Genomic DNA, 25,042 nt, shown 5'->3' on the forward strand with positions numbered 1-25,042 from the left:
TCCCAGCGTATCCCCCATGTATGTCACGGGTGCCGCCGCTTGGTTACTCCGCCGCAATAGGCGCAGAACTGAGTTCCAGCTCAGCCAACAGCGCATATCGCCGCTTCGCAGCCTTCGCTTCATTCTCAAGTTTCACCGGACCAAAGCCGCGGATATCCAAGGGAAGACGCGCCAAAGCAATCGCGGCATCTTGATTTTCTGCGGCCAAGATCAGTTCCATGTCTGCCTCATATTGCGCAATCAACGCGCGTTCCATTTTACGTTCAGCCGTGCGACCGAAGGGATCAAATGCCGTGCCACGCAGGCGTTTCATCTTGGACATGATACGAAACACTGGTAGCATCCAAGCCCCAAACTCACGCTTCCTGGGGCGGTCCCCAGCACCCTGCCCCATGAACGGTGGCGCAAGATGGAAGCGCGGCTTGAAATCACCGTCAAAGCTTTCCTTGGCCTTGTCCATCGTATCAAGATGCAGGCGCGCGACCTCGTATTCATCTTTATAAACCAGCACCTTATGATAACCCAGTGCAATGGCTTCGCGCAAATCACCTTCTGGGGCACGCATCACGAGGTCAAAGTATTTCTTCGCCAGATGTACGTCTTGAAAGGCCTCAATCCCTTCCATTCGGAAGGTGATTTTATCGTCCAAAGTCTTAGGAAGCTCCACCACTTTTGGTGCGCTCAAAGCTTTCACAGCATCCAGATCATGTGCCGCCCAGCGCCCAAGGTCAAAGGCCCGTAAATTGCCCGCGACAGCTTGACCATTCAATGTGATTGCTTCGTGGATGGAAGTTTCAGACAAAGGCACAAGCCCCGCCTGCCAGGCCGCCCCAAGCATCATCATATTTGAGAAAATCGAGTTGCCCAGCGCCGCTTCTGCAATTTCTGAGGCATTCATCACCATCAAACGATCCCGCAAGCGCGCCTGCAATTGCACATGCAGTTGATCCATCGGCAGTTGAAAGCCTGTGTCTCGGGTGAAATCGCCTGTGATGATCTCTTGGTTGTTTACAACGGCTCCGGTGCGCCCTTCGGTCATCAGACCAATGGTTTTGGATCCCGCTGTGGTCACCAGATCGCCACCAATCACGGCATCGGCCTCGCCTGTGGCCACACGAATGGCGCTGATATCTTGCGGCCGATTGGCAAGGCGGCAATGGATATGAACGGCGCCACCTTTTTGCGCAAGGCCCGCCATCTCCATCATGCCAGCGCCCTTGCCGTCAATATGCGCAGCTTGCGCCATGATCGCACCAATGGTCACAACACCCGTGCCACCAACGCCGGTGATCACCACATTATGGGTGCCATTGATTACAGGCAGAACAGGCATCGGCAGATCAGGAATCGTAAAGGCAGCAGCGGCACGTTTCTTAGGTGTCGCGCCTTCCAGTGTCACAAAGCTAGGACAGAAACCATTCACACAGGAGAAGTCTTTATTACACGAGCTTTGATCAATCGCGCGTTTACGTCCAAGTTCGGTTTCAAGCGGCACAATCGACACACAGTTGCTTTGCACACCACAGTCACCACAGCCTTCACAGACATCCGGGTTGATGAACACACGCTTATCAGGATCGGGGAACAAGCCACGTTTGCGACGACGACGTTTCTCAGCGGCACAGGTCTGGATATAGAGGATCGCCGTCACCCCATCTATCTCGGACATCTGGCGCTGCACATCCATCAGATTGGCACGCTCATGGAATTCAAGCCCGGCGGGAAAGGCGCTTTTGACAACGTCTTCCTTATCGTCATAGACAACAACCAGCTTGCTCACCCCAATCGCCAGCACTTCGCGGGCAATCTTGGGCGCATCTAAGCCACCTTCATTCTCTTGGCCGCCCGTCATGGCAACCGCATCATTGTATAGGATCTTATAGGTCATCTTGGTCTTGGCCGCGACAGCAGCCCGGATCGCCAGCACACCTGAGTGGTTATAGGTGCCATCGCCCAAGTTCTGGAACACATGCTTACGTTTGGAAAATGGCGCTTCACCAATCCAGTTGGCACCTTCCCCCCCCATCTGGGTAAAGCCTGTTGTCTCGCGATCCATCCATTGCACCATATAGTGACAGCCAATCCCCGCATAAGCACGAGACCCATCAGGGACCTTGGTGGAACTGTTATGCGGACAGCCAGAGCAGAAATACGGCAGACGGGCCGCAATATCGGGGGCATTGTCGGCGCGTTGGGCCGCGTCAAGCCGCGCCATAGCGGCCTTCACCCCATCCGTGCCCTTGCCTTCCTCGCATAGGATCTCACCAAGCGCGCGGGCAATCATGATGGGTTCAATCGCCATACGGGTTGGGAACAGTTCTTCGCCGTTCTTATGCCAGCCATAGACACGCCGCCCTTGCCGATCATCAAAGATTGCTTCCTTGATCTGAACTTCGATCAGTTTACGTTTCTCTTCCACCGCAACAATCACATCCAGCCCGTCAGCCCATTCCAGCATCCCCTGCATATCCATCGGCCAAATCTGCCCGACCTTATAGGTGGTGATACCAAGGCGTTCGCACTCAAGCTCATCCAACCCCAGAAGTTGCAACGCATGTGTCAGATCAAGCCAGTTCTTACCAGCGGCCACAAAACCGATCTTTGCTCCGGGTTTGCCCCATACACGGTGATTGATCTTATTCACCCGCGCGAATTCCTCAGCGGCAAAGCGCTTGTGATCAATCATCCGGGCTTCTTGGGCGATGGGTGTGTCTTGCAGGCGAATATTCAAACCACCCTCAGGCATCGTAAAATCAGGTGTCACGATCTTCATGCGATGTGGGTCACCATCTACGACGGATGTGACCTCAACTGTGTCTTTCATAAGCTTCAGACCACACCAGACCCCTGCAAAACGCGACAAAGCCCAACCGTAATGGCCGTAATCAAGGATTTCCTGCACACCAGCAGGCGACAACACAGGCATATAAGCATCCAGCATTGCCCAGTCAGATTGATGCACGGTGGTGGAGCTTTCACCCGTGTGGTCATCCCCCATCGCCATCAGCACGCCACCCATAGGACTGGTACCTGCCATATTGGCGTGACGCATCACATCCCCCGAACGATCAACACCCGGGCCTTTGCCGTACCACAGACCAAAGACACCATCGTATTTACCTTCGCCGCGCAGTTCCGCCTGTTGGCTTCCCCATAGGGCGGTGGCAGCAAGGTCTTCGTTCATACCAGGCTCGAACCGCACATCCGCACCTGTCAGCAGATTTTCCGCCTTAGACATCTGCAAATCGACCCCGCCAACAGGGCTGCCACGGTATCCAGTCACATAACCGGCAGTATTAAGCCCTGCCACGCGGTCACGTTCCTTTTGGGCCAGCATCAGGCGCACCAAAGCCTGCGTGCCATTCAGCAACACTGGGGTTTTTTCGAGGTCAAATCGGTCGTTTAGGCTGATTTTTGGCTGGCTCATGGCGCGCTGCTCCCTATGCTGCCCTCTCCCGTGGGCATATGTCTCATGTTAACACAAATAATAGGTCATAAATTGTGACCTACCAAGCAAAAAGAATGCACAAGTCAGATTGTTTCGATTAAGGTAACAAGTGACAATAAAAAGCGCGCAACAGGGCAGAGTAGAAAAAAATGGATTGGGATAAGCTAAGAATATTTCACGCAGTGGCCGACGCGGGTAGCCTCACCCATGCTGGTGACACGTTGCATTTGTCACAATCTGCGGTCTCTCGGCAGATCCGGGCGCTTGAAGAAAGCCTGGATGCCACATTATTCCACCGTCACGCACGCGGACTGATTCTCACGGAACAGGGTGAGTTGCTGTTTGACGCGACCAAAGCCATGTCCAAACGCCTTGACGCGGCCTCTGCACGCATTCGTGACAGTGACGAAGAAATGTACGGCGAGCTGCGCGTCACCACCACTTTGGGCTTTGGCCTGATGTGGCTGGCCCCGCGCCTGCATCATTTTTACGAGAAATACCCAAACATCAAAATCGACCTGATGCTTGAGGAAAAAGTTTTGGACCTGCCCATGCGCGAAGCAGACGTCGCCATCCGCATGAAAGAACCCTCCCAAGCCGATCTGATCCGCAAACGCCTGATGACCGTGACCATGCAGCTATACGCTAGTCAGGGCTATCTGGAAGAGAACGGCACGCCTCACACTTTGTCAGACCTGCAACACCACCGCCTGCTGTGTCAGCGCACATCCTCAAAGCAGGTCAATGCCGCTGCAAGTTTCGTGCAACGCCTGATGACGAACAACATCCCCTCCATGTTGACCGTGAACAACTATTTCGGCGTGTTGCAAGGCGTGAAACATGACCTTGGCATCGGTGTTCTGCCCGATTACGTCACCCAGGACGTGCCCGAACTTGTGCCCGTTCTGCCCGATGAAAAAAGCGTCGAAGTGCCGGTGTATCTCGCCTATCCCGAGGAACTCCGCGCCTCCAAGCGTATCTCAGCCTTCCGCGATTTCGTCCAAGAAGAGATCATCATCCACCGCAAAGGCAAACTGGTTGAGCAGGCGATGTGACTGGTGCCTTCATGGCCCAAAACCAAGATGCATCGCCTCGCGAACCTCAAGGCTAACAAAGCGCTAGGTCTGCTCTGCGGGCTTTGCTGCCGTTCGCTACGCGCACGCCAATGACCGCTCAATGCCCAAAACTATCCGGTGTGATGACCTGATGCACAGGTTTCGTTCGGTGTAGGCAATCGCTATCAACGCGCCCGATCTGACAGGCTCAACGAAGCAACATGAGTAAAGTGCGGAACATGGGTATTCCTCCTATCGTTTGATAAACCCATATTACACTGTTTTTGGAACCGATGGTTCGAAGCCCGTCGAAGTATTAAACTTGAGTTTTTTGCCTCTTGGGCCAGTTGATCAACGTGACCCCTGCGATCGCCGCCCCAAGTCCAACTGCGACTGGCAGGGAGAAGGTCTCGCCCAAGAAGACCAATCCAAGGATCACGCCGATGCCTGCACGCAGATAGCTTTGGCTTGCCACACCCATAGAGCCGAGCGTCCTGACCAGACGAAAATAGACCAGTAGGGCAATGCCCGTGCAGACGATGGATAGAATAGCAGTTGCAGAAATTGCTGCCATACTTGGAGCAAGCGTCCACGGCTGATCCAGAATGAGCGCCAGTGGGACAAGAACAACAGATGCCCAGATCATCGTTCCAGCAGCGGTGGCGACAGCACTGATATGGCCAAAGCGTTTTCCGTAAATGGCCGACCCCGCATAAAGTGCAGCGCCGATCAAACATGCGACTTGCCCTGCAACCTGATCGCCGAGACCGCGCAGTGCATCCACACCGACAATCAGAACGACACCAAGCACGCCGAGTGCAGCCCCCAACAACTTTCGCCCGCCAAGTGCCTCATGGCGCGTCAACAGCGCTGTTATGACGAACACGAAGATCGGGGATGTGGAATTGAGAACGCTCGCCAGTCCTGTATCAACGTATTGCTGGCCCCACGCCAAGACAGTCCAGGCCCCGATGCTGTTGAAGAACGCTTGGATCAAAAGCATCCGCCATGTTGTGGCGTCGCGTGGGAGTTTTTCAGACCTAAGCCCCATGACGATCATCAGAAAGATCGCAGCCCCCAGAACCCGCAGAGCAATGAGCGTGATCGGTGGAATTTCCGCAACGGCGACTTTGATGAAGAGATAGGACGACCCCCAAAGGAGCGCGAGAAGGGCTAGCAATGCCAGTTCTGTTCGTAAGTTGGCCGTGGTCATTTCGCGTGCACCTTTTTGCTATCGGACGGGGCTTGTGCGCGGTCGAACATGCCGTAATCACGCACCACGTTTGCGATCCGAAGACGGTAATCTGCGAAGACACGACCTCTACCCTTGGCCTGTGCACCGCGATGTGCGTTCAGTGTCCGCCACTGTGCAACTGCCGCTTCATCTTCAAAGAAGGAACGCGACAGGACTTTTTTCGGATCAGTCAGGCTTTGAAACCGTTCGACCGAAATAAAGCCGTCCACTTGGTCCAGCATGGGACGCATGTCAGCAGCGATGTCGAGGTATTCGTCCTTGCGCCCGTCAGCCGGTTCAACTTCGAAAATAACTGCGATCATTTCGACACATCCGGACCGTGTGGCGCGGATGCCAACGTCAGAAAGGTCCTGTCTTCACGTAGGAGAAATTTCTCTTTTTGAGCAAACTCATAGTTTTCGCGTCCAAGCGGATCATTGGCAAGCTTGGCACGGTAGGCTTCATAATCTGCAAGGCTCGCCACGTTGTAGATACCGTAAGCCAACGTGCTGGAGCCTTCGTGTGGCGCGTAATAGCCAATAAGATCAGCGCCGCAGCGCGGGATCGCTTGCCCCCAGTTGCGGGCATATTCTCCGAACTGGGCTTTTTTTGTTGGGTCGATATGGTAGCGAATGACACAGGTCAGCACGGCAGATTCCTTCTCAAAGTTTGATGTAGCCTTTCTATGCTATTGCAGTGTGAATATGCTTCGACTACGGTCGAACTATGAAAGAAGGTCCTGATATCGCCCACGTCGCCGCGCTGATCGGCGATCCGGCACGCGCAAACATGCTGACCGCACTGATGAGCGGCAAGGCATTGACTGTCAGTGAATTGGCCGAAGAAGCGGGTGTGACGATCCAAACCGCAAGCTCGCATTTGTCAAAGCTGAACGAAGGCGGATTGCTCCGCCCGCGCAAACAGGGACGGCATAAGTATTTTTCACTCGCCAATGATGACGTGGCGCATGTTCTCGAAGGTTTGATGGGCCTTGCCGCCGGATCAGGCCATCTGCGCAAACGAACTGGTCCAAAGGATACCGAGTTGCGAAAAGCGCGTGTGTGCTACAACCACCTTGCGGGAGATATGGGGACGCAACTATTCGATAGTCTCATCGCGCAAGGGCATTTGGCCATGAATGGTGAAAATCTAACCCTGACCGAGACTGGCGCAAACTTCGCAACTAGCTTCCAAATTGATCTCGACACCCTACGCAGCAACCGAACGCCACTGTGTCGTGAGTGTCTGGATTGGAGCGAACGCAGGTCGCATTTGGCTGGTAGCCTTGGCCGTGCCTTCTTGAGCCGCTTCGAGGAGTTGTCTTGGGTGAAACGGGATCAGAAAACCCGCGTCGTGACGTTTTCACGAAATGGAGCGAAAGAATTTGAGCGCCAGTTTGCAGTGAATTGAAGTAAAATTTTCATAACTCGTAACCGAAGCGAAAGCCCCAGACCAGACATTCGTCCTTCCCGCAGCATCCGGTACAATGGGCTCCAAGCAGACTATAGCGCAATCCGCCTTCGTTCGTAATAAATTAAATCACTCGGCGTCCACAAAAACCACCTTCTAGGCTTGGCCCCTCATCCCCTCCCGCCACAGCATATACAACGCAGCCCCGACAATCACGGCGGCACCCACCAGGGCATAGGCATCCGGGACCTCGCCAAACAGCACATAACCAAATCCCGCAGCCCAGATCAGCTTCACATATTCCACGTTGCCGATCACGCTTGCCTCGCCCATGCGCAAGGCCTTAACGCCGATCCATTGGCCAAGCGTCGCGATCCCTCCCATGGCAAGCAACAAACACCAGCCCGCCAAACTTGGCGTTTGCCAGAGCCACAGCATCGGCACACCAGACAACAGCCCAACAAACACCGATTGATATGCCAATAGCGTCGCTGTGCTCTCTGTCTGGGATAATCTGCGCACTGAGATCACTGCGAACCCTGCCCCCAATGCGCCAGCAAGTGGGATGAACGCCGTTGCCGTGAACAAACCATCAGTGCCGGGGCGCATTACAATCAACACCCCAAGGAATCCTGCAACAAACAATTGCCCCCAATCGATGCGGTCCCACCCGTTCTCCCACGCACATCATCGCAAGAATGGCCACAAAGAACACCTGTGCGAACCCTAGAGTCGTTGCCGTGGTCAATGGCAATTCCGCAACCGCCCAGATCCCACAGGACAAAGATAAAAACGCACCGCCCAGCCTTACGACGTGAATTACCGGGTGTTGTGTCTTTAAGCTGTGGGGGAAATCACGCGCAATCAAAGGGAGCGAGGATAGAAAGACTATCATCTGGCGCACGAACAAGATTTGCAAAACATGCATCCCCAGTTCAATCACACCGTATTTCGCCATCACTGCGGTGATCGCAAACATCCCCGTCGCCATCAGAGCCCAGGCCATGGCTTGATTATTGTTCTGCGTGCCTATTCGCGAAACCGTCGACATTTGATCGCCCTCTCATTCCACTTCACCTCAACATGTTACCTTGGTACCAAGTTTAACAGGTAACAGCCTATAATTGCAATCCGAGCGAAAACCCCGCAAAATACCCAAAGCAAACGGAGCGCCCATATGACCACCCCAAAAAAGATCGAACGCGTTCAGACCGGCGTGCGCATCGAAAAAAATACATTGAAAGTTTTGAAGGCGCTTGCGGCGCATAAAGACATGGGGCTTGGGGATTTGATCGAAGGAATTGTATTGCACAGCTTTGAAGGCAAAGTCCCGTTTGAGCCCGAAACCCTAGCGTTTATTGAGCAAGTCAGCAAAGCATATGGCTTGACCTTGACGTCAGAAGACAGTCACAGCTTGAATGAAAGTTGACCTAAGGTAAGCCCGTATCAACACACCCCAATAAAGCCATGCAAAAAATGCATATCGGGTATGATGTATTTTTTCACTTTTTTCCTTGATTGCATGTGACTGCACACCTAAATCAAGTCTCGAAGGCGTTGGTGAGTATCTCCCCTCGTCTTCACCTCCCTGTTGGACTTAAGCCGGGCCTTGTGCCCGGCTCTTTTTTTGCCCGATCAGTCCAAAACAAGGTCCTCACTTCGCAAATCACGCCCTCGGTCATCCTTTATGGTGCTTGCATCATACACCCGCATACCAACGCGCAATAACTCTGAGGCTTCCATCGGATCTTCCCCCCAGTTAGACCTATCCTGTTACATCAGCTCTACCGGTTCCAGAAGATCTTCTGATTTAATCACGAGATAGCCAACATACCAGATCCCGTTTTTATCCCTTGCAAACTTGGCATTCAAACGCTCAAAACTCGCAGCATCCGCCCCTTTCAGAATTCGCCCTTCAGCGTATACGTTCTTGCGGTCCCGCGCATATACACCACCCACAACTTCAAGCTCATCTGGTGCCTTACACGCCCGGATAACACTTGCATGCTTTGTTGAGGTTGCTTCATCAAAATAATAAGCTTGGTTTGCATCACGCCCATAACCACACTGATAACCACTCGCACTATTGCAATATCTTGACGGCCCGGCAGGTAACAAAGCCTCAAAGCTGGCCGGATCCGCGATTTTGGCATTGCCATACGTGGTCCAAATCCCGTCCTGATCCCCGTAAAACACGCGCCCCATTCCCTGCAACGTATCGCGCACCGGGCGTATTTGCCGATACTCTCCCCAATATAAAACGTCATCATCACAGGCTATGACCGCATTCAGCGCCCGCACCTTATCCGACCGAAGCTTCAACGGAACCAGCGTAGTTTTATTCTCACCGCGCACATAGTCAGCTGCATGGTACACTTACCTGCAACGAGAAAGAATTCGCTAGATCCCTCACCCCATGGGATATTTTTCACCGCGGAAAAATCCAATATCAGGTCAATAGGCGACGTATTAAAATGGATGGTATCGTAGCTATCCGTACCCTCCAGAGGCAAAAACAACCGCCCCTTGATCGTGATGGAAACCGACCGCACGCCTTGGCACTTGGGCAGATAGTACAGCATTGGTCGAATTGTAACGGGCAAAACCGCCTTATGCCCCGGCTCTACTCTTTGCGGATGGCCATGATCTACGATTGGCACATCAGAAATCGAGAGCCCCGTACGACGACCGTTCAATTGAATTTGACCATCCAAGAAGGGACTCACAAGAATAGGCAGGTCACCCGTGTTTTCGACAACAAGCCCAGTGTTGACATCCTCCCAAGCCGGATGTGCATCATCAGGTGCCGTAAGCCGTACAGTGATGCTCTTTTCCTCGGGCGTATAGGAATCGTACATAATGAACCTCGTTAAATTATGCGCCGTCATAGAATTTTGATATGGTTTAAACAACAATATAGCTGACCTGCCTCGCGCCCAGCCAAGACGTTCCATGATGGCGAGCAATCCCTTGTGCTCTCAGCAATCACCTTCTACTAATCATTCGACAACAAGGAAAACCCATGCAAATCTTCGAGCCCAATTTCAAAACCAAAGCCATCGCGATCATTGTCATCATGTGGTTTATTCTGTTGGCCTTGTATCTGCGATCCCCAGAAGAACTTGCACAGAACCGCACCGGGCCTGTGGCCATCGCAGCGCTTTATATTTTCCCCGTAATCGCCCTATTCCTTGCGTATAAGAAATATCTACAAAACAAATCATAATGTGATCTGAGCGCATGTCGGGGCGAAACACGCAAAAGCAACCTCACTGCTTTCCCATAACGCCCTTCCATCCCGCGCCCCTTTCCCTTAAGAGAAGCCGCAACTGCCAAAAGCTGCTGGCCACACCTGGCCGCACCACAGGGGATACGACCACATGCAAGAACCAGCCATCTCTGACGATCTGATTTCCTCACACGGGCTAAGCCCTGACGAATATCAGCGCATCTTGGAAATCATCGGACGCGAGCCAACCTTCACCGAGCTGGGCATTTTCTCTGCCATGTGGAACGAACATTGTTCCTATAAATCCTCGAAAAAATGGTTGCGCACCCTGCCAACAGAAGGCCCTCAAGTCATCTGTGGTCCAGGTGAGAACGCGGGCATCGTGGATATTGGCGATGGTCAATGTGTTGTTTTCAAAATGGAAAGCCACAACCACCCAAGCTATATTGAGCCTTACCAAGGTGCCGCAACTGGCGTTGGCGGCATTCTGCGTGACGTCTTCACCATGGGCGCACGTCCGATTGCATCCATGAACGCCCTGTCGTTTGGCGAACCGGCCCACCACAAAACCACCCAACTGGTGAACGGTGTGGTTGCTGGCGTTGGCGGCTATGGCAACTGTTTTGGTGTGCCATGTGTGGGCGGCGAAGTGCGCTTTCACCCGGCCTATAACGGCAACTGCCTTGTGAACGCTTTTGCGGCGGGCTTGGCTGACACCGACAAAATTTTCTACTCGGCCGCATCCGGCGTCGGCATGCCTGTTGTGTATCTGGGCGCAAAAACCGGCCGTGATGGCGTGGGTGGCGCAACCATGGCCTCCGCTGAATTTGACGACACGATTGAAGACAAACGTCCCACCGTTCAGGTTGGTGACCCGTTCACTGAAAAACGCCTGATGGAAGCCACGCTTGAACTCATGGCGACAGGTGCTGTGATTTCGATCCAAGATATGGGTGCCGCTGGCCTGACCTGTTCCGCCGTTGAAATGGGCGACAAAGGTGGCCTTGGCGTTAAGCTGAACCTGGAAGACGTGCCCCAGCGCGAAGAGAACATGACAGCTTACGAGATGATGTTGTCAGAATCTCAAGAACGCATGTTGATGGTTCTGAAACCAGAACTCGAAGCCGAAGCACGCGCCGTTTTCGTGAAATGGGATCTCGATTTCGCAATCGTCGGTGAAACCATCGCCGAAGACCGCTTCTTGGTGCTGCACAACGGCGAAGTCAAAGCCGATCTGCCACTGGCAACCCTATCCGGTTCCGCCCCCGAATATGACCGTCCTTGGGTCGAAACACCCCCGGCGGAAGAATTGCAAGACGTGCCAGAAGTTGACGCGATTGACGCGTTGCGCGCTTTGATCACATCGCCAAACTATGCCGGTAAACAATGGGTGTACGAGCAATACGACACATCCGTCATGGGCGACTCTGTACGTCTGCCTGGCATGGGTGCTGGCGTTGTGCGTGTGCATGGCACAGACAAACTTCTGGCCTTCACATCCGACGTAACCCCTCGTTATGTAAAAGCAAATCCGGTTGAGGGTGGCAAACAAGCCGTGGCCGAAGCTTGGCGCAACCTGTGTTCTGTTGGTGCGAAACCTTTGGCGACCACCGACAATATGAACTTCGGCAACCCCGAGAAACCTGAGATCATGGGTCAATTCGTGGGCGCGATCAAAGGCATTAGTGCCGCTGTTTCCGCCCTTGATATGCCCATCGTTTCCGGCAACGTGTCGCTGTATAACGAAACCGATGGCACAGGCATTCTGCCGACCCCGACCATCGGCGCTGTTGGCCTGATTGACCACGCCGACGACCTAATCTGCGGTGATGTGCGTGACGGTCATGTTGCCCTTCTGATCGGTGCGGATAACAACGCCATCGGCACGCATCTTGGCCAATCTGCCTTGCTGGCTGAGGTCTTTAACCGCGAAGAAGGCGACGCGCCTGCGGTTGACCTAGACCTTGAACTGAAAACCGGCGAATTCATCCGCAACAACCGCGACATGATCCGTGGCTGTTCTGATCTTGCTGATGGTGGTCTTGCATTGGCGGCGTTCGAGATGGCCGAAAGCGCCGGCGTTGGCGTATCCCTTGATCCCGCCACAACACCTGAACTTTACGGCGAAGACCAGGGTCGCTACCTCGTCGCTTGTAATTTTGATCAGGCCGAAGCCCTGTTCATCGCCGCAGGCCAAGCCGGCGTTCCGGTGGCATCCGTAGGCACATTTGGCGGCGACACAGTCACCATGGGCGGAAGCTCTGCACCTTTGGCAGAACTTTCTGAGACCTACCGCACGTCCTTCGCGGCAGCCGTCGCTTAAATGACGCCCGATATCAAAAACCTGCTGACGCCTGATTGTGAAAACTGTCAGGCGTTGTGCTGTCTGGCGCTGGCCTTTGACAAGGGCGACGATTTCGCCATCGACAAGCCTGCAGGCATCCCCTGCCCCAATCTGCGCCACGACCACCAATGTAAGATCCATGAACGCCTGACCGATCAAGGCTTTGGCGGTTGTGTGAAATATTCCTGCCTTGGGGCGGGTCAATGGGTCAGCGCCCTGTATGGCCGCCAAACCTGGCGCAAAGATCCAAGCATCGCGCGTGATATTATCTCTGATTTTGCCATAGCGCGCGAAATGCGCGAAGCGCTGGAATTGTTATGCGCCGCCGCAAACCTCCCCCTAACCACGACGCTAAACGCCCAACGCGAAGACCTGATTTCTGAGATCACCGTTGACGGCGACGCCACCCGCATCGCCCTAAGCGCCTGGTCCAAACACATCAAACCACGCCATCAGGCCTTCCTCAAATCCCTGCGCGACGTGGTTTCGCACTAATTTCATCTTGCTAGAAATACTCCCGCCGGAGGCATCCCTTGTTGCATCCGGCGCAAATCCCCTTGCAGAACACGCCCCGCGCCCCTAAATCTTATATAACACTATGTTTACAGGAGCCCCCATGGCCGTCACTGCCCAGGATATAGAAGAACTGATCCGCGAAAGCTTTCCAGACGCGCAAATCACCGTGAATGGTGCGGATGGCGTGCATTTTAACGCCGAAGTCGTGGATGAAAGCTTCCGTGGCCAAAACCGCGTCAAACAACAACGCGCAGTTATGGCCGCGCTGAAAGGCAAAATGGATGGCTCTCACGGGGAAATCCACGCTTTGGGCCTGACCACACGGGCACCGGAATGAGTGACGTTCCCATTTTCTTACTTTTGGTCTTCATCCCGGGCATCCTGATGGTGGTCGGATACGTATGGTGGAACTGGCCCGAGAAGAATGGGCCCAAAGCACCACGCGGCACCGCGCCAGGACAAGGTGACACTCTTGTTGAAGGTGGCGGCGGCGGAAGCCGTGGAGGAGTTTCTACAGTCACGCGTGTCTCCAAAGACCCACAACAGTACGCCCGCGAGATGATGCCCAGAGGCAAGAAATGACCTTCAAACTGATCCTCTTTGGCATTATTGCCTTAATCGTTCTCGCCATTGCAGCAGAGGCACATTTTCGTAAGAAACGCCCTCTTTCCAGACACTCTGCGAATGACCGTCGATGGGATGATAAAAACAGTGGCGCAGAGACACAGCACATCATGCACACCTCTTGGCGCAACAGCCAAACCGGTGAAACAAGAGAACACAGCTGGAGTATCTCCAGAAACCCACATGAACAGGCAAAAGCACTCATGCCTGATGATGCCACACAAACGAAAGACCCAAAATGACCGACGTAAAAACACGTATCGACGAAACCGTAAAAGCCAATGACGTTGTTCTTTTCATGAAGGGCACAAAAGAAATGCCGCAATGTGGGTTCTCGTCCCGCGTGGCTGGTGTGCTCAACTTCATGGGCGTCGAATATCAAGACGTGAACGTGCTTGCCGATGAAGAAATCCGCCAGGGCGTCAAAGACTATTCCGACTGGCCAACCGTTCCACAGCTTTACGTCAAAGGCGAATTTGTCGGCGGTTGTGACATCATCACTGAGATGACGATATCAGGCGAACTTGATGGCATGTTTGAAGAAAACGGCGTCAGCTATGACAAAGACGCGGCTGACAAAATTCGCGAAGCCAACGCTTAAAACACCCACTCAAAACAAATTGTGTTGCCCTGATGGGGCAGCGCATCACATCTCTGACTTACCCAGCGAGCAGATTGATGTCCCTAGATGACCAAGCCCCTGTTTCCTCGATCCGCAATCTTGGCCCAGCCATGGACGAAGCCTGCGCGCGGGCGGGCATAGATACTGCGCAACAATTGCGAGATCTGGGCGCAGATGCCGCTTATGGGCTTTTGTTGAAATCTGGAAACAAACCACATTTCATTGGCTATTACGTGCTGGAAATGGCGCTTCAGGGACGACCTTGGAATGATTGCAAGGGTGATGAAAAAACGGCCCTTCGCAAACGGTTCGATGCTATAAAAACCCAGGCTTTTGATCCCCATAAGTCCGAGTTTGAAACATTGATGAATCAAATCGGACTACGCCAGTAATCCCCGCCCAAGTAAAAAGCGCCGCAGGGTCAAACCGGCGGCGCTTCATGTCAGGGCTTAAAAGCCAAAGGCTTAGGAACCCGCCACTTTTCCCTGTGCTTCTTGGGCCAATGTTTCGGCGCGTTTGGCAAGCGCATCCATCGTGTCCATGACGATCTCGGGGATCACAGCCACTTCGACCCGCTCAGGTTCCACCGGTTCAGGGACGGGTGCTTCGGAAATTTCACGGCGCAATTCTGCTATAAGCGTTTCCTGCGTCGCAAGCTTTGCTTCCAATGCGCCCACTTTATCTTCAAGTCCCGCCGTCTTATCCGCAAGCATCAAGCCAGACATCAACAGCATCCGCTCTTCTGGAATACGACCAATTTGCTTCAGCAAGGTTGCGGCCTCTGTATCCAGCATTTTTGCGGCCGATTCCAAGAAATGTTCTTCGCCAGCCTGACAGGTTACTGAGAAATTGCGTTCGCCAATTTTGATATTCACGTCGGGCATTATACGGCCTCCTGCGGTTCTGGCGATGGCACTGCACCCGCCTCGCTTTCAGGGGAATTCCCAGCTGATTGTTCGGCAGATTGCGCTGCTGTTATTGCAGGACGCAATTCAGATAAGATCCCGTCCAGCTCGGTGCGGTCCGCGTTTAACTGCGCACGCAACATCTCGATTTCAGCCTGCATACCACTGTTGATCAGCTCAAGATCACCGCCGCCTTCGGCATTAGAAACGCGTAACAAATCATTGTTTTCACGCATTTTATCACATATCAAACGCAATGCAGCAAGTTCACGCTGCTGGTCCGCTGATCGTTGACCGAACCCAATCACGCGTTCTTCCAGTTCTTGCATCGCACCTTCTTGACGCTCGTTCAAAAGCTTCAGGCGTTCTTCAAGCTGAGCGTTGCGTCCACGTTCATCATCCAGCGCACTGGTCAGTTCTGCAAGTTCAGTATCATTGCCGTTACCAAGCCCAGAAAGCGCGCCGCTGATCTGATCAAACGCCGCTGTTATCCGCTGTTCCAATGCCGCAATTTCAGCTGCTTTATCGCCGCCGCTAACGTCGTCATTAACGTCGTTTGTGGGATCGCTCATACTGCCAGTACTCCCTGTATCTTTCAAAAACTTCCGATTGGCCCGGACTAATCTAAATGGATCGGCTCTCGCGTATTTGCAGATGTCACGATCTCCGCGCGAATCAAGCTGATCATTAACTTTGTGCAACTTTACCCAAAGGTTACACGGAATTCTTCCCCCTTCCCGCCTTTATTGGTTACAATCGCCTGAAACCCGCCGACAGACCTGCAACATGTGCGGATTTACCGCCAACAACAGTTCTTTTGCCCTTTTCAGGCGCTCAATCGCGCCATCTTGGCGGTTTAAGGGGGCTAGAAGCCCATCCACGCCTTGAAATCACACCCCGGACTGATATGAGGAAGCATCTGCTTTTTATAACGCCAAAGGATCATGCCTTGGAAACTCAGCCAACGGATATCGCCGCTCTTCAAACAGCGAACCCTGACCACTGGAACAAAGCGACCGCCATTCGTGCGCTGGCACTGGATGCCGTGGCCGCTGCTAACTCTGGTCACTCTGGTGCGCCAATTGGTCTTGCCGATGTGGCAACTGTGCTGTTTGAAAAGCACCTGAAATTTGATGCAAGCGCGCCAAATTGGCCTGACCGCGACCGGTTTATCCTATCTGGTGGTCACGCATCCATGCTGATCTATTCTCTGCTGCATCTCACCGGTTACGAAGACGTGACTTTGGATCAGATCAAAAACTTCCGTCAATGGGGTGCGATCACCGCCGGTCACCCGGAATATGGTCACGTGTCTGGCGTTGAAACCACCACAGGTCCCCTGGGCCAAGGCATTGCAAACGCTGTTGGTTTCGCCATGGCAGAAGAAATTCAGCGCGCGAATTACGGCAAGAAGATCGTTGATCACCACACCTATGTGATCGCGGGCGACGGCTGCCTCATGGAAGGCATCAGCCAAGAAGCCATTGGTCTTGCGGGTCGTCATAAACTGTCCAAATTGATCGTGCTTTGGGACAACAACGACATCACCATCGATGGCAAAGTGTCCCTGTCTGACATCACAGATCAAACCAAGCGTTTCTCAGCATCTGGCTGGTCTACACATGAATGTGACGGCCATGATCCGGCTGACATTGACCGTGCGATTGAAGAAGCCAAGAACACCGGCAAACCTGCGTTTGTTGCTTGTAAAACCCACATCGCTTTGGGCACCACCGCGCAAGACACATCCAAAGGCCACGGCGCATTGACCGCACCTGAGCTGATGACAGCCGCCAAGGAAGCTTGGGGTTGGGACCACGACGCATTTGTCATCCCTGCTGACATCAAATCCCAGTGGGAAATCATCGGATCCCGCGGAGCCGCGGACCGCATGGAATGGCTGGAACGTTTCGCATCTGTATCTGAACGCAAACAAGCTGAATTCAACCGCGTTTATGCGCTTGAGGCACCAAAGCAGCTGTCCTCAGCGATCAAACGTCTGAAGAAGAAGATCGTCGAAGAGCAGCCCAAAATTGCGACCCGTAAATCAAGCGAAATGGCTTTGGAAGTGATCAACCCGATCATGTCTGAAACCGTTGGCGGTTCTGCCGATTTGACCGGATCAAACAACACCAAGACCGAAACCCTTGGCATGTTTGACCTTGAAAACCGTGGCGGTCGTTACGTTTACTGGGGCATCCGTGAACATGGTATGGCAGCTGCGATGAACGGCATGGTTCTGCATGGCGGCATGCGCGCTTATGGCGGTACATTCTTCTGCTTTACCGATTATGCGCGCCCGTCCATGCGTCTGGCGGCTTTGATGCAGATCCCGACTGTCTTTGTCATGACCCATGACAGCATTGGCGTTGGCGAAGATGGCCCAACCCACCAACCGGTTGAACATCTCGCAATTTGTCGTGCAACCCCAAACACTTGGGTGTTCCGTCCGGCCGACACCGTGGAAACCGCAGAAGCTTGGGAAATGGCTGTCACAACAACCACGACCCCATCGGTCATGGTTCTGTCACGCCAAAACCTGCCAACCGTGCGCACAGAACATAAGACAAAAAACCTTGTGTCACAGGGCGCTTATGTTCTGGCAGATGCCGACGACAAACGTCAGGCGATCATCATGGCATCCGGTTCTGAGGTCGAAATCGCCCTTGCAGCCCGTGACATTTTACAAGCCGAAGGCATCGGTACACGCGTGGTTTCCATGCCATGTATGGAACTGTTTGAAGCTCAAGAAGAAACCTATCGCAAACGCGTTCTTCCGGGCGGCCCAGTGCGTGTCGCCGTGGAAGCCGCGGTTCAGCAACCTTGGGACAAATGGCTCACAGGTGAGCGCGGAAAATCCACCAAAGCTGGTTTCGTCGGCATGACAGGTTTCGGCGCCTCCGCCCCAGCAAACGTTCTATACGAACAATTCGGCATCACCGCCGAAGCTGTTGCCCAAAAGGTGAAAGATCTGCTGTAAGCAGTTAAATCTCACTATTTTTTAAAATGGCCCCTCGTTTTTAGGGGCCGTTTTATATTTTTATTATGCAAAACTATTTGAGAAGATGACATGAAACTTTCACGCGCCGCTTTATTTTCCGCCATTTTACTTTCAGCCTGCAATCGAACAACAGATTCCCCTTTGGATACGAAACTTCAAACGATCGAAAATTCCTCTGGTACGCAAAGCTCAACTCCCGCGCAGAACACCCAAATAAATTTCAATGAGGAAGTGGCCTATCTGACCCGCCAATGCCTCGCTGCCACGCGAGGAAAGTCAAATCCACCAATCACGCGAATCGGATACAAAAAACAGCCCTTAAGAAACACCTATTCTATTGAGGGTGCCCCCGTCGGTTTTTTCAGCAACACCTCACGTCAATCGATCTCTCTTACTTATGAAACTTCGGGCAGCTGCCATATCAGTATTAATGGCCTAGGCGTCAACACATCTCGCGGGTTGGGATCTGCACAAGAACGCGAGCTATATGACCTTGTCTTTTCAACAGGTGAGCAACTTGGCTACTCAAAACGACGAATTGAAGGGTACGCTGGCACGACTGAGTATCTGGTAAGGGATGGTTTTCGTACTAAGGTCATATCTTCAGTGGAAGTTTCCCATGGCCAGCGTAGCACAGAGTTCTATTTTTGGTCTTGGGGTACATAGCATCAGGCATACAGCACTGTTGTATATGTACTTCCGTTCCCTCTAATATCTCCTAATTCTCCAGAGAAATTGTGAATATTCCAAAAGTTAAAGCAGACCACTGCGCCTAGCGGATAAAGGAAAAAACTCTCCCATCCGTCACTGCAAATCCAACTACGATGATACCAAAGCCGATCCAGGCTGCCGGTGCGACCACCTCGCCCAAGAACAACGCGCCTAAGGCAATCGCAAAAGGCGGAATCAACAGCGTAACCAACATCAAGTTCGCCGCCCCCGCCCGCTTTAAGATCGCAAAATACAACACATAGGCCAGCACTGTGGACAGGGTCGCAATGCCAAACAACGCGCCCCAGGTTGGGGCCAATAGGCCAAAGTCAGGCACGCCATCCGTAAGGATCACAATCGGGATCATCAAGACCGTGCTGCCTGTGACCATGCCAAATGCATTCATCAAGGGCGGCTGCCCGGCCAACATGACTTTGCCCCATACGCTGGCAAACGCATAAGACAGTGCCGCAAGGATCACCGCCAATTGCGCAAGATTGCTGGGGTTGAGGCCGGATAAAGCCTTTGGCCCCATGATGAACGCCACACCCGCGAGACCGATCAACGCGCCTGCGATCTTGTTACGTGTCAGCGGTTCATCCACCAAAAGCAACCCAGCCACCACAGCGCCAAACATCGCCGTCGTGCCGTTTAGAATCGACGCGATGCCGCTTTCAATCTGCTGTTGTCCCCAGAAAATAAGCGAAAATGGGATGGCATTGTTCAATGCCCCCATCCCAAGATAGGCACACCAAATGCGGGGATTTCTGGGAATTGGAATGCGTTTTAATAAGACAAGCACACCCAACATCGGCAGAGCCCAGAACACACGATGCAGGGTGATCGTCATGGGGGGAACCTCTCGCAAAGCCACTTCCGCAAAAAAGAACGACCCGCCCCAGACCGCCGCCAAAGTCAGCAGTAAGGCTATTGATTTCATATCCATCATGTTCGATTTCGTCAGGTTCTGTATCGTCGCATTCTTCATCAGAATTCTTTCCTGTAAGGCCTACTAACGCTTGCTTGAACAGCGCGCCTCATCCAACCCGTTTCTTGCGCAAAGGGATTGGTCACTTTTCCAAAATAGTCGCAAACCCTTGGATTCACTTCGGAATATTGGCCAAGATCAGAACAGGAATTTTCATATATATCTGGAACCTTGCCAAGCACCGCAATTGGCCCTTGCCACATCAGGTGAGCATCCAATTGCAGTATACCCGCAGTTTCCAGATCTTAGCACCTCGGCGTTCAGCTAGTGCCCAATAGCACGCCCCAAAACGAAACCGGAACGGGCTGAAAACCCGACCCGGCTGACCAAGCTTACAGTTCAGATCACGCCATGAGAACGCGCGCTTCATAGCCCTTCAAGCTGGGGCGTGCGCTGTGGCCATAGCTTTGACAATCCTGCTCAAGCTCAGGAAATAATTCGTAGATCTCCCGCCTGCTGGCCTCAGAAACGCTTTCCATTGAAGCCGCCCCCGGGTGAAAGCTTTCTGACAGCGCCCCTTCGGCAAAGACGATCTGATGCGTATCGAACATCATATGGAAATATTCCACCATCCCCCCAGGTTTGCGCAGAATATTGACGTCATTCACCATATGTTTCGCAGGCACCAACGCTTCGTTGCCATGGGGCAACATATCATGTTGAAACGGATCTCGAATATACCAAACGTGGCGCGCTTTACGTTGACGCACGGCTGTCAACCTAAGGGGGCGCGGTTGACTTCAAAACGCATTCCGAATTTCGCCGACACAGCGCTTCAGCCACGGGATCAGATGGCAGCAAGCCGATGGGTTGGTGCATTGATGCGAAACCCTAACGATTTGTGACCGAAGGTTAAGGAATGCTTGATGACAGGCGAAGAAGCCTATAGCGCCGATGCAACGCCCCTTTTTGCACCACAGGAGATCTGACAATGCTTGACCCTGAAACCCGTACATTGTTCCTTGATACGACTCAGAAATTCGTAAACGAGGTGCTGATCCCAGCAGAGGCCGAAGTCTCTGAAACCGATCAAATCCCAGACACCATCGTGTCACAGATGAAAGATCTGGGCTTGTTCGGCCTGTCGATCCCTGAGGAATTTGGCGGTCTTGGCCTAAGCATGACAGATGAGGTCGAGGTCGCAATGATCTTGGGGCAAGCCTCTCCCGCGTTTCGATCCTTGGCGGGTACGAACATCGGCATCGGATCCCAAGCGATCATTTTCGGCGGCACCGATGATCAGCGCAGAACATATCTGCCCCCCATGGCCAGCGGCGATCTGATCGGATCTTTCGCACTGACAGAACCCGACGTGGGGTCGGATGCGGCATCGGTCAAAACCAGCGCGCGTAAAACCGATGGTGGATACGTCCTGAACGGCACCAAGCGGTTCATTACAAACGCACCCGAAGCCGGCCTGTTTACGGTCATGGCACGTACGGGCGGAGCAGGCGCAAAAGGCGTGTCCTGTTTTCTTGTGGAAGCCGACAGCACGGGCTTGTCTGTTGGGGCTTGGGACAAAAAGATGGGGCAAAAAGGTGCCCATACGGCGGATGTGATCCTTGATGATTGTTTTGTGCCCGATGATGCCCTTCTTGGCGGTCAGGAAGGCACCGGGTTTACCGCTGCGATGCGCACGCTTGATAAGGGGCGTCTGCATATTTCAGCCATTTGCGCAGGCGCCGCGCGGCGCCTGATGGATGAAGCCTTGCGCTATAGCGTTGAACGTCAGCAATTTGGCAAACCCATTGCGGAATTTCAACTGGTGCAGGCGATGCTGGCAGAAAGTCAGACCGAAATTTATGCGGCGGAAAGCATGATCCGCGATGCGGCGCGCCAACGCGATGATGGGGAAGATACGGGAATGCTTGCGTCATGCTGTAAGCTTTATGCCAGCGAAATGGTCGGGCGCGTTGCCGATCGTGCCGTGCAGATATTTGGCGGTGCAGGCTATATGGCTGACTATCCAATTGAGCGTTTCTATCGGGATGTGCGCCTGTTCCGCCTCTATGAGGGCACAAGCGAGATCCAAAAGATCATCATCGCAAAAGCGATGATACGCAGACTAAAGCAGTCATAAGTGTGCCCGATGGTTAGAACGGGGCCGCGAGGTGGCAACAGCCTGTGACCCCATGTAAATCGCATTTCCCGCACTTTAAACTTGATCTACCCGCAGAGCTTTGCGAAACGGCTAAGGGAGGCCTGCAAATGCAGGCGCTTTCGGTCTTCTCTATCAACCACACCTCAGGAATGTCCTTATGACCATCACCCATCTTGTCACCCATTCCGGCGGTTTTCATGCGGATGAGCTGCTGTCGTCCGCTGTGCTGTCACGTCTATTCCCGCAGGCACAATTGGTACGGACACGCGACCGCGACTGGATCACACCGGGTGCTGGGAAAATCATCTATGACGTGGGCGGGGATTATAACGCCGAGGCGCAGATCTTTGACCACCACCAGCGCCCCAGCCCTCTGCGTGAGGACGAACAACCTTTCAGTTCTTTTGGGTTGATTTGGGCGCATTATGGCCGCGATTTCTTGAAATTCATGGATGTCCCAGAAGATGACATCGAAACCATCCACGCCTCCTTTGATAAGAAATTCGTCTTACCGATTGATCTGCTGGACAATGGCGCGATGGAACCTTCGGTTGCTGGCCCCCTGTCAATCTTGACCCTGCCCTCGCTTTTGGGCAGCTTAAAGCCGGTCTTTGATGACACGTCCCCCACCGCCGATGATGATGCCTTCCTGTCGGCCATGCCAATCGCCCAAAGTTTCATCGAAGCGCAGATCAAAAACCTTGCCGCCAAATCACGTGCCAAAAACATCGTGATGGATGCGATTGCAGCGGCTGGCCCCTCGCCCATTCTGGAACTGCCCATGGGCATGCCCTACCGGTCTGCCTTGGATGAAGCCGAAGCCGATCACATGTTGTTTTTGGTTGTGCCGCGAGGCGACGATTGGACCATAACAGGCATCAAACTGTCCCATGATACGTTTGAACAGCGCGCAGACCTGCCTGCGGCTTGGGCCGGTTTGACCGATGCGGCTTTGGAAGAGGCCAGCGGCGTTAAGGGTGCTAAATTCTGCCACAACGCCCGCTTCATAGCGGTTGCGAACAGCCGTGAAGCAATCATGGAAATGGCGGCAATCGCCGTGCGCGAAGCTGCGTAACATCAATATTCCAGATTAATTTGGCCGAAACACAAAAAGCCCCCGCATGGTGATCCATACGGGGGATTTTTTATTCAGATATTTGCCTAGGGCAAATTAGCCAACCAGCTCAAGACCGGAGAAGAAGAACGCGATTTCTTCTGCTGCAGTTTCTGGAGCATCTGAACCGTGAACTGAATTTTCGCCGATGGACAGCGCGAATTCTTTACGGATTGTGCCTTCAGCTGCGTCTGCTGGGTTGGTTGCGCCCATAACTTCGCGGTTCTTCGCGATTGCGTCTTCACCTTCAAGAACCTGAACAACGATTGGCTCAGAGATCATGAATTCGCAGAGTTCGCCAAAGAATGGACGCTCAGAGTGAACACCATAAAATTGCTGTGCTTGTGCCAAAGACAACTGAATACGCTTAGATGCGACAACGCGCAGGCCAGCTGCTTCGAATTTTGCAACGATTGCACCGGTTAGGTTGCGTTTGGTAGCGTCTGGTTTCACGATGGAAAAAGTGCGTTCAAGGGCCATGTCGGTCTCTTTCAAAACAGGGTTTCTGCGCAAGGCTCCATGCCCCACGCGCTATTGCCCGCCGCTTAACATGCAAATGCCGTGCGGAAAAGCCCTCGATTTGCCCCAAAGCAACAATAACGGATACAAGAGACTGTTTTGCGCGTTTAACGGTTAAATGACCCATAGACCCCGAATACTATGGGTCACTACTCGTTACATGCTGCAAGCCTATCGTTTTGGAATGGGGACACCCGGACAGGTGTACGACAAGATTAACTTGTTCAATTTAGACGATTTTGCTGGAAATTAAAATCCAAATTGATTTAATATGTAGTATGGAAAATGTTAATTTGTTTGCGTTGTCCCTACAGGATATACGCGTGTTTACGATGATAGCCGAGACCCAGAGTGTCAGCGAAGCGGCCCGGAACTTGAATATCAGTCAACCCACCGCCAGTTATGCGCTTGAGAAACTGCGCCGTGGATTCAATGACCCATTACTGGTGCGTACCGGGGGCAAAATGCACTTAACCGCGATCGGTCAAAGCATCGCTGATACGGCTGTCCCGATGCTGGATGATCTGAAAAACATTGCGCGCGCGACGGTTTTTGATCCCCTGACATCTGATCGGTCGTTCAATATTATGGGAGCAACGGCCGAACTGAAGGGCCCCTACGCTGGATTGCCCGCCAAATTCCGTGAACGCGCGCCAAACGCGGCCTTCTGTTATCGCACCTATGATCGTGAAAACTGTCTGCAGCGATTGCATGATGACATTGATATATTCGTGGGCGCAAATCTGCCTGACAGCCCCTCGATTGAACGCCACGTCCTGCACTCATATCCAGTCGTGGTGTATTATGATCCCACGATCCGATCTGCGCCTGAAACAGTGGAAGAACTTATTTCTTCAGAGTTCATCAGTTATACTGACCGTCACGCTACGATCGGGCTTGTTGATAAAGCCCTTCGAGAACAAGGTTACCCTCCGCGTAAGTTCCGCTTTATTGTAAATAACTTCTCTTCCTACGCAGATCTGGCTTTGGGTACCGACATTCTTGCGACCGCAAGCCTAGCAATGCGGACTTCAACCTTCTCTGAATTTGCGGTTGCCCCAATTCCTGCTCCACTGACGGTTCCGAAAATCCAGCATTACATCGGCTGGAGCAAACGCAAAAGCAACATGCCCTGCCTGCAATGGCTGGTCGAGCTGTTTCGCGAATGCAATGACGCCAATCTTGATAAGGTCACTATATAGCAAGAATATTCCCGCATTG

General features: G+C 53.0%; 29 protein-coding genes. 16 read left to right on the plus strand and 13 right to left on the minus strand.

The genetic code is table 11. The annotated features are described in order from the left end of the window. Window positions 1-43 precede the first annotated feature (43 nt). On the minus strand, window positions 44-3,427 hold the full coding sequence (locus RJ38_RS12030) for an indolepyruvate ferredoxin oxidoreductase family protein (protein WP_039019126.1): 3,384 nt from the start codon (window positions 3,425-3,427) through the stop codon (window positions 44-46). A gap of 170 nt (window positions 3,428-3,597) precedes the next feature. Between RJ38_RS12030 and RJ38_RS12035 the strand changes: the two genes are divergently transcribed. Beyond that, window positions 3,598-4,503 carry a LysR family transcriptional regulator gene (locus RJ38_RS12035; RefSeq protein WP_039019127.1) on the plus strand — a complete coding sequence of 302 codons (906 nt, stop codon included), beginning with the start codon at window positions 3,598-3,600 and terminating at the stop codon, window positions 4,501-4,503. Window positions 4,504-4,819: 316 nt separating this feature from the next. Here RJ38_RS12035 and RJ38_RS12040 read toward each other — a convergent pair whose 3' ends face one another. Genes RJ38_RS12040 through RJ38_RS12050 form a run of 3 tightly spaced genes read right to left on the minus strand, consistent with a single transcriptional unit; the run spans window position 4,820 to window position 6,386 of the window. After that, a complete protein-coding gene (locus RJ38_RS12040; RefSeq protein ID WP_039019128.1) occupies window positions 4,820-5,716 on the minus strand; it encodes a DMT family transporter in 897 nt (298 codons plus the stop codon). Further along, the gene (locus RJ38_RS12045) at window positions 5,713-6,060 is read right to left on the minus strand and encodes an antibiotic biosynthesis monooxygenase family protein (protein ID WP_039019129.1); all 348 of its coding nucleotides are present in this window, start codon (window positions 6,058-6,060) and stop codon (window positions 5,713-5,715) included. The genes RJ38_RS12040 and RJ38_RS12045 overlap by 4 nt, the downstream gene beginning before the upstream one ends. Continuing rightward, the gene (locus RJ38_RS12050; protein ID WP_039019130.1) at window positions 6,057-6,386 is read right to left on the minus strand and encodes an NIPSNAP family protein; all 330 of its coding nucleotides are present in this window, start codon (window positions 6,384-6,386) and stop codon (window positions 6,057-6,059) included. Before RJ38_RS12050 ends, RJ38_RS12045 begins: the two co-directional genes overlap by 4 nt. Window positions 6,387-6,463: 77 nt before the next feature. Between RJ38_RS12050 and RJ38_RS12055 the strand changes: the two genes are divergently transcribed. Then, complete coding sequence (locus tag RJ38_RS12055; protein ID WP_039019131.1) at window positions 6,464-7,147, plus strand: ArsR/SmtB family transcription factor; 684 nt, start codon at window positions 6,464-6,466, stop codon at window positions 7,145-7,147. Between the two features lie 156 nt (window positions 7,148-7,303). On the opposite strand, the gene RJ38_RS19250 is transcribed toward RJ38_RS12055, so the two are convergent. Together RJ38_RS19250 and RJ38_RS19255 are read right to left on the minus strand one after the other, a co-directional pair. Next, window positions 7,304-7,768, minus strand: coding sequence for a DMT family transporter (locus RJ38_RS19250; RefSeq protein WP_238321690.1), 465 nt, complete (start codon window positions 7,766-7,768; stop codon window positions 7,304-7,306). After that, window positions 7,740-8,198, minus strand: coding sequence for an EamA family transporter (locus RJ38_RS19255; protein ID WP_238321691.1), 459 nt, complete (start codon window positions 8,196-8,198; stop codon window positions 7,740-7,742). Before RJ38_RS19255 ends, RJ38_RS19250 begins: the two co-directional genes overlap by 29 nt. Before the next feature lie 126 nt (window positions 8,199-8,324). Between RJ38_RS19255 and RJ38_RS12065 the strand changes: the two genes are divergently transcribed. Beyond that, a complete protein-coding gene (locus RJ38_RS12065; protein ID WP_039019132.1) occupies window positions 8,325-8,576 on the plus strand; it encodes a hypothetical protein in 252 nt (83 codons plus the stop codon). Between the two features lie 344 nt (window positions 8,577-8,920). Here RJ38_RS12065 and RJ38_RS12070 read toward each other — a convergent pair whose 3' ends face one another. Both RJ38_RS12070 and RJ38_RS12075 read right to left on the minus strand, forming a co-directional pair. Then, window positions 8,921-9,469 carry a DKNYY domain-containing protein gene (locus RJ38_RS12070; RefSeq protein ID WP_156121853.1) on the minus strand — a complete coding sequence of 183 codons (549 nt, stop codon included), beginning with the start codon at window positions 9,467-9,469 and terminating at the stop codon, window positions 8,921-8,923. Next, entirely contained in the window at window positions 9,466-10,101 is a 636-nt protein-coding gene (locus RJ38_RS12075; RefSeq protein ID WP_039019134.1) for a hypothetical protein, read from the minus strand. The genes RJ38_RS12070 and RJ38_RS12075 overlap by 4 nt, the downstream gene beginning before the upstream one ends. A 68-nt stretch (window positions 10,102-10,169) precedes the next feature. Here RJ38_RS12075 and RJ38_RS12080 point away from each other — a divergent pair, with 68 nt between their 5' ends. The 8 genes from RJ38_RS12080 (at window position 10,170) to RJ38_RS12115 (ending at window position 14,874) form a co-directional block, all read left to right on the plus strand. Beyond that, window positions 10,170-10,373 (plus strand): hypothetical protein, encoded by a 204-nt coding sequence (locus RJ38_RS12080; protein WP_039019135.1) that lies wholly within the window; start codon window positions 10,170-10,172, stop codon window positions 10,371-10,373. A gap of 154 nt (window positions 10,374-10,527) precedes the next feature. Continuing rightward, complete coding sequence (purL, locus tag RJ38_RS12085) at window positions 10,528-12,699, plus strand: phosphoribosylformylglycinamidine synthase subunit PurL (RefSeq protein ID WP_039019136.1); 2,172 nt, start codon at window positions 10,528-10,530, stop codon at window positions 12,697-12,699. Then, on the plus strand, window positions 12,700-13,215 hold the full coding sequence (locus RJ38_RS12090) for a hypothetical protein (RefSeq protein ID WP_039019137.1): 516 nt from the start codon (window positions 12,700-12,702) through the stop codon (window positions 13,213-13,215). 121 nt (window positions 13,216-13,336) lie between these two features. Beyond that, window positions 13,337-13,573 carry a BolA/IbaG family iron-sulfur metabolism protein gene (locus tag RJ38_RS12095; RefSeq protein WP_039019138.1) on the plus strand — a complete coding sequence of 79 codons (237 nt, stop codon included), beginning with the start codon at window positions 13,337-13,339 and terminating at the stop codon, window positions 13,571-13,573. Further along, a complete protein-coding gene (locus tag RJ38_RS12100) occupies window positions 13,570-13,818 on the plus strand; it encodes a hypothetical protein (RefSeq protein WP_039019139.1) in 249 nt (82 codons plus the stop codon). Before RJ38_RS12095 ends, RJ38_RS12100 begins: the two co-directional genes overlap by 4 nt. Then, window positions 13,815-14,102: a hypothetical protein gene (locus RJ38_RS12105; RefSeq protein ID WP_039019140.1), complete on the plus strand. Its 288-nt coding sequence runs from the start codon at window positions 13,815-13,817 to the stop codon at window positions 14,100-14,102. Before RJ38_RS12100 ends, RJ38_RS12105 begins: the two co-directional genes overlap by 4 nt. Then, the gene (gene grxD / locus RJ38_RS12110) at window positions 14,099-14,461 is read left to right on the plus strand and encodes a Grx4 family monothiol glutaredoxin (RefSeq protein ID WP_039019141.1); all 363 of its coding nucleotides are present in this window, start codon (window positions 14,099-14,101) and stop codon (window positions 14,459-14,461) included. Before RJ38_RS12105 ends, grxD begins: the two co-directional genes overlap by 4 nt. A 77-nt stretch (window positions 14,462-14,538) precedes the next feature. Then, window positions 14,539-14,874: a TfoX/Sxy family protein gene (locus tag RJ38_RS12115; RefSeq protein WP_039019142.1), complete on the plus strand. Its 336-nt coding sequence runs from the start codon at window positions 14,539-14,541 to the stop codon at window positions 14,872-14,874. Between the two features lie 72 nt (window positions 14,875-14,946). Here the strand turns inward: RJ38_RS12115 and RJ38_RS12120 are convergent, their stop codons facing one another. Together RJ38_RS12120 and RJ38_RS12125 are read right to left on the minus strand one after the other, a co-directional pair. Further along, window positions 14,947-15,366, minus strand: coding sequence for a cell division protein ZapA (locus tag RJ38_RS12120; protein WP_039019143.1), 420 nt, complete (start codon window positions 15,364-15,366; stop codon window positions 14,947-14,949). Further along, window positions 15,366-15,959, minus strand: coding sequence for a hypothetical protein (locus RJ38_RS12125; RefSeq protein ID WP_052245359.1), 594 nt, complete (start codon window positions 15,957-15,959; stop codon window positions 15,366-15,368). Before RJ38_RS12125 ends, RJ38_RS12120 begins: the two co-directional genes overlap by 1 nt. A 377-nt stretch (window positions 15,960-16,336) precedes the next feature. Between RJ38_RS12125 and tkt the strand changes: the two genes are divergently transcribed. After that, the gene (gene tkt, locus RJ38_RS12130) at window positions 16,337-18,367 is read left to right on the plus strand and encodes a transketolase (protein ID WP_039019212.1); all 2,031 of its coding nucleotides are present in this window, start codon (window positions 16,337-16,339) and stop codon (window positions 18,365-18,367) included. 90 nt (window positions 18,368-18,457) lie between these two features. Continuing rightward, window positions 18,458-19,054: a hypothetical protein gene (locus RJ38_RS12135; RefSeq protein WP_039019144.1), complete on the plus strand. Its 597-nt coding sequence runs from the start codon at window positions 18,458-18,460 to the stop codon at window positions 19,052-19,054. Between the two features lie 106 nt (window positions 19,055-19,160). Here the strand turns inward: RJ38_RS12135 and RJ38_RS12140 are convergent, their stop codons facing one another. Then, window positions 19,161-20,087 carry a DMT family transporter gene (locus RJ38_RS12140; RefSeq protein ID WP_202903885.1) on the minus strand — a complete coding sequence of 309 codons (927 nt, stop codon included), beginning with the start codon at window positions 20,085-20,087 and terminating at the stop codon, window positions 19,161-19,163. A gap of 344 nt (window positions 20,088-20,431) precedes the next feature. Beyond that, a complete protein-coding gene (locus RJ38_RS12150; RefSeq protein ID WP_238321692.1) occupies window positions 20,432-20,797 on the minus strand; it encodes a Hint domain-containing protein in 366 nt (121 codons plus the stop codon). Window positions 20,798-21,018: 221 nt separating this feature from the next. On the opposite strand from RJ38_RS12150, the gene RJ38_RS12155 reads away from it, so the two are divergent. Continuing rightward, on the plus strand, window positions 21,019-22,167 hold the full coding sequence (locus RJ38_RS12155) for an acyl-CoA dehydrogenase family protein (RefSeq protein WP_039019146.1): 1,149 nt from the start codon (window positions 21,019-21,021) through the stop codon (window positions 22,165-22,167). A 178-nt stretch (window positions 22,168-22,345) separates the two neighbouring features. Further along, complete coding sequence (locus RJ38_RS12160; protein ID WP_039019147.1) at window positions 22,346-23,263, plus strand: MYG1 family protein; 918 nt, start codon at window positions 22,346-22,348, stop codon at window positions 23,261-23,263. 96 nt (window positions 23,264-23,359) lie between these two features. On the opposite strand, the gene ndk is transcribed toward RJ38_RS12160, so the two are convergent. Then, window positions 23,360-23,782 (minus strand): nucleoside-diphosphate kinase, encoded by a 423-nt coding sequence (gene ndk, locus RJ38_RS12165; protein ID WP_039019148.1) that lies wholly within the window; start codon window positions 23,780-23,782, stop codon window positions 23,360-23,362. A gap of 317 nt (window positions 23,783-24,099) precedes the next feature. On the opposite strand from ndk, the gene RJ38_RS12170 reads away from it, so the two are divergent. Continuing rightward, on the plus strand, window positions 24,100-25,023 hold the full coding sequence (locus tag RJ38_RS12170) for a LysR family transcriptional regulator (RefSeq protein ID WP_039019149.1): 924 nt from the start codon (window positions 24,100-24,102) through the stop codon (window positions 25,021-25,023). Window positions 25,024-25,042 lie beyond the last annotated feature (19 nt).

The organism is Halocynthiibacter namhaensis (assembly GCF_000812685.1).
Taxonomy (GTDB): Bacteria; Pseudomonadota; Alphaproteobacteria; order Rhodobacterales; family Rhodobacteraceae; genus Halocynthiibacter; species Halocynthiibacter namhaensis.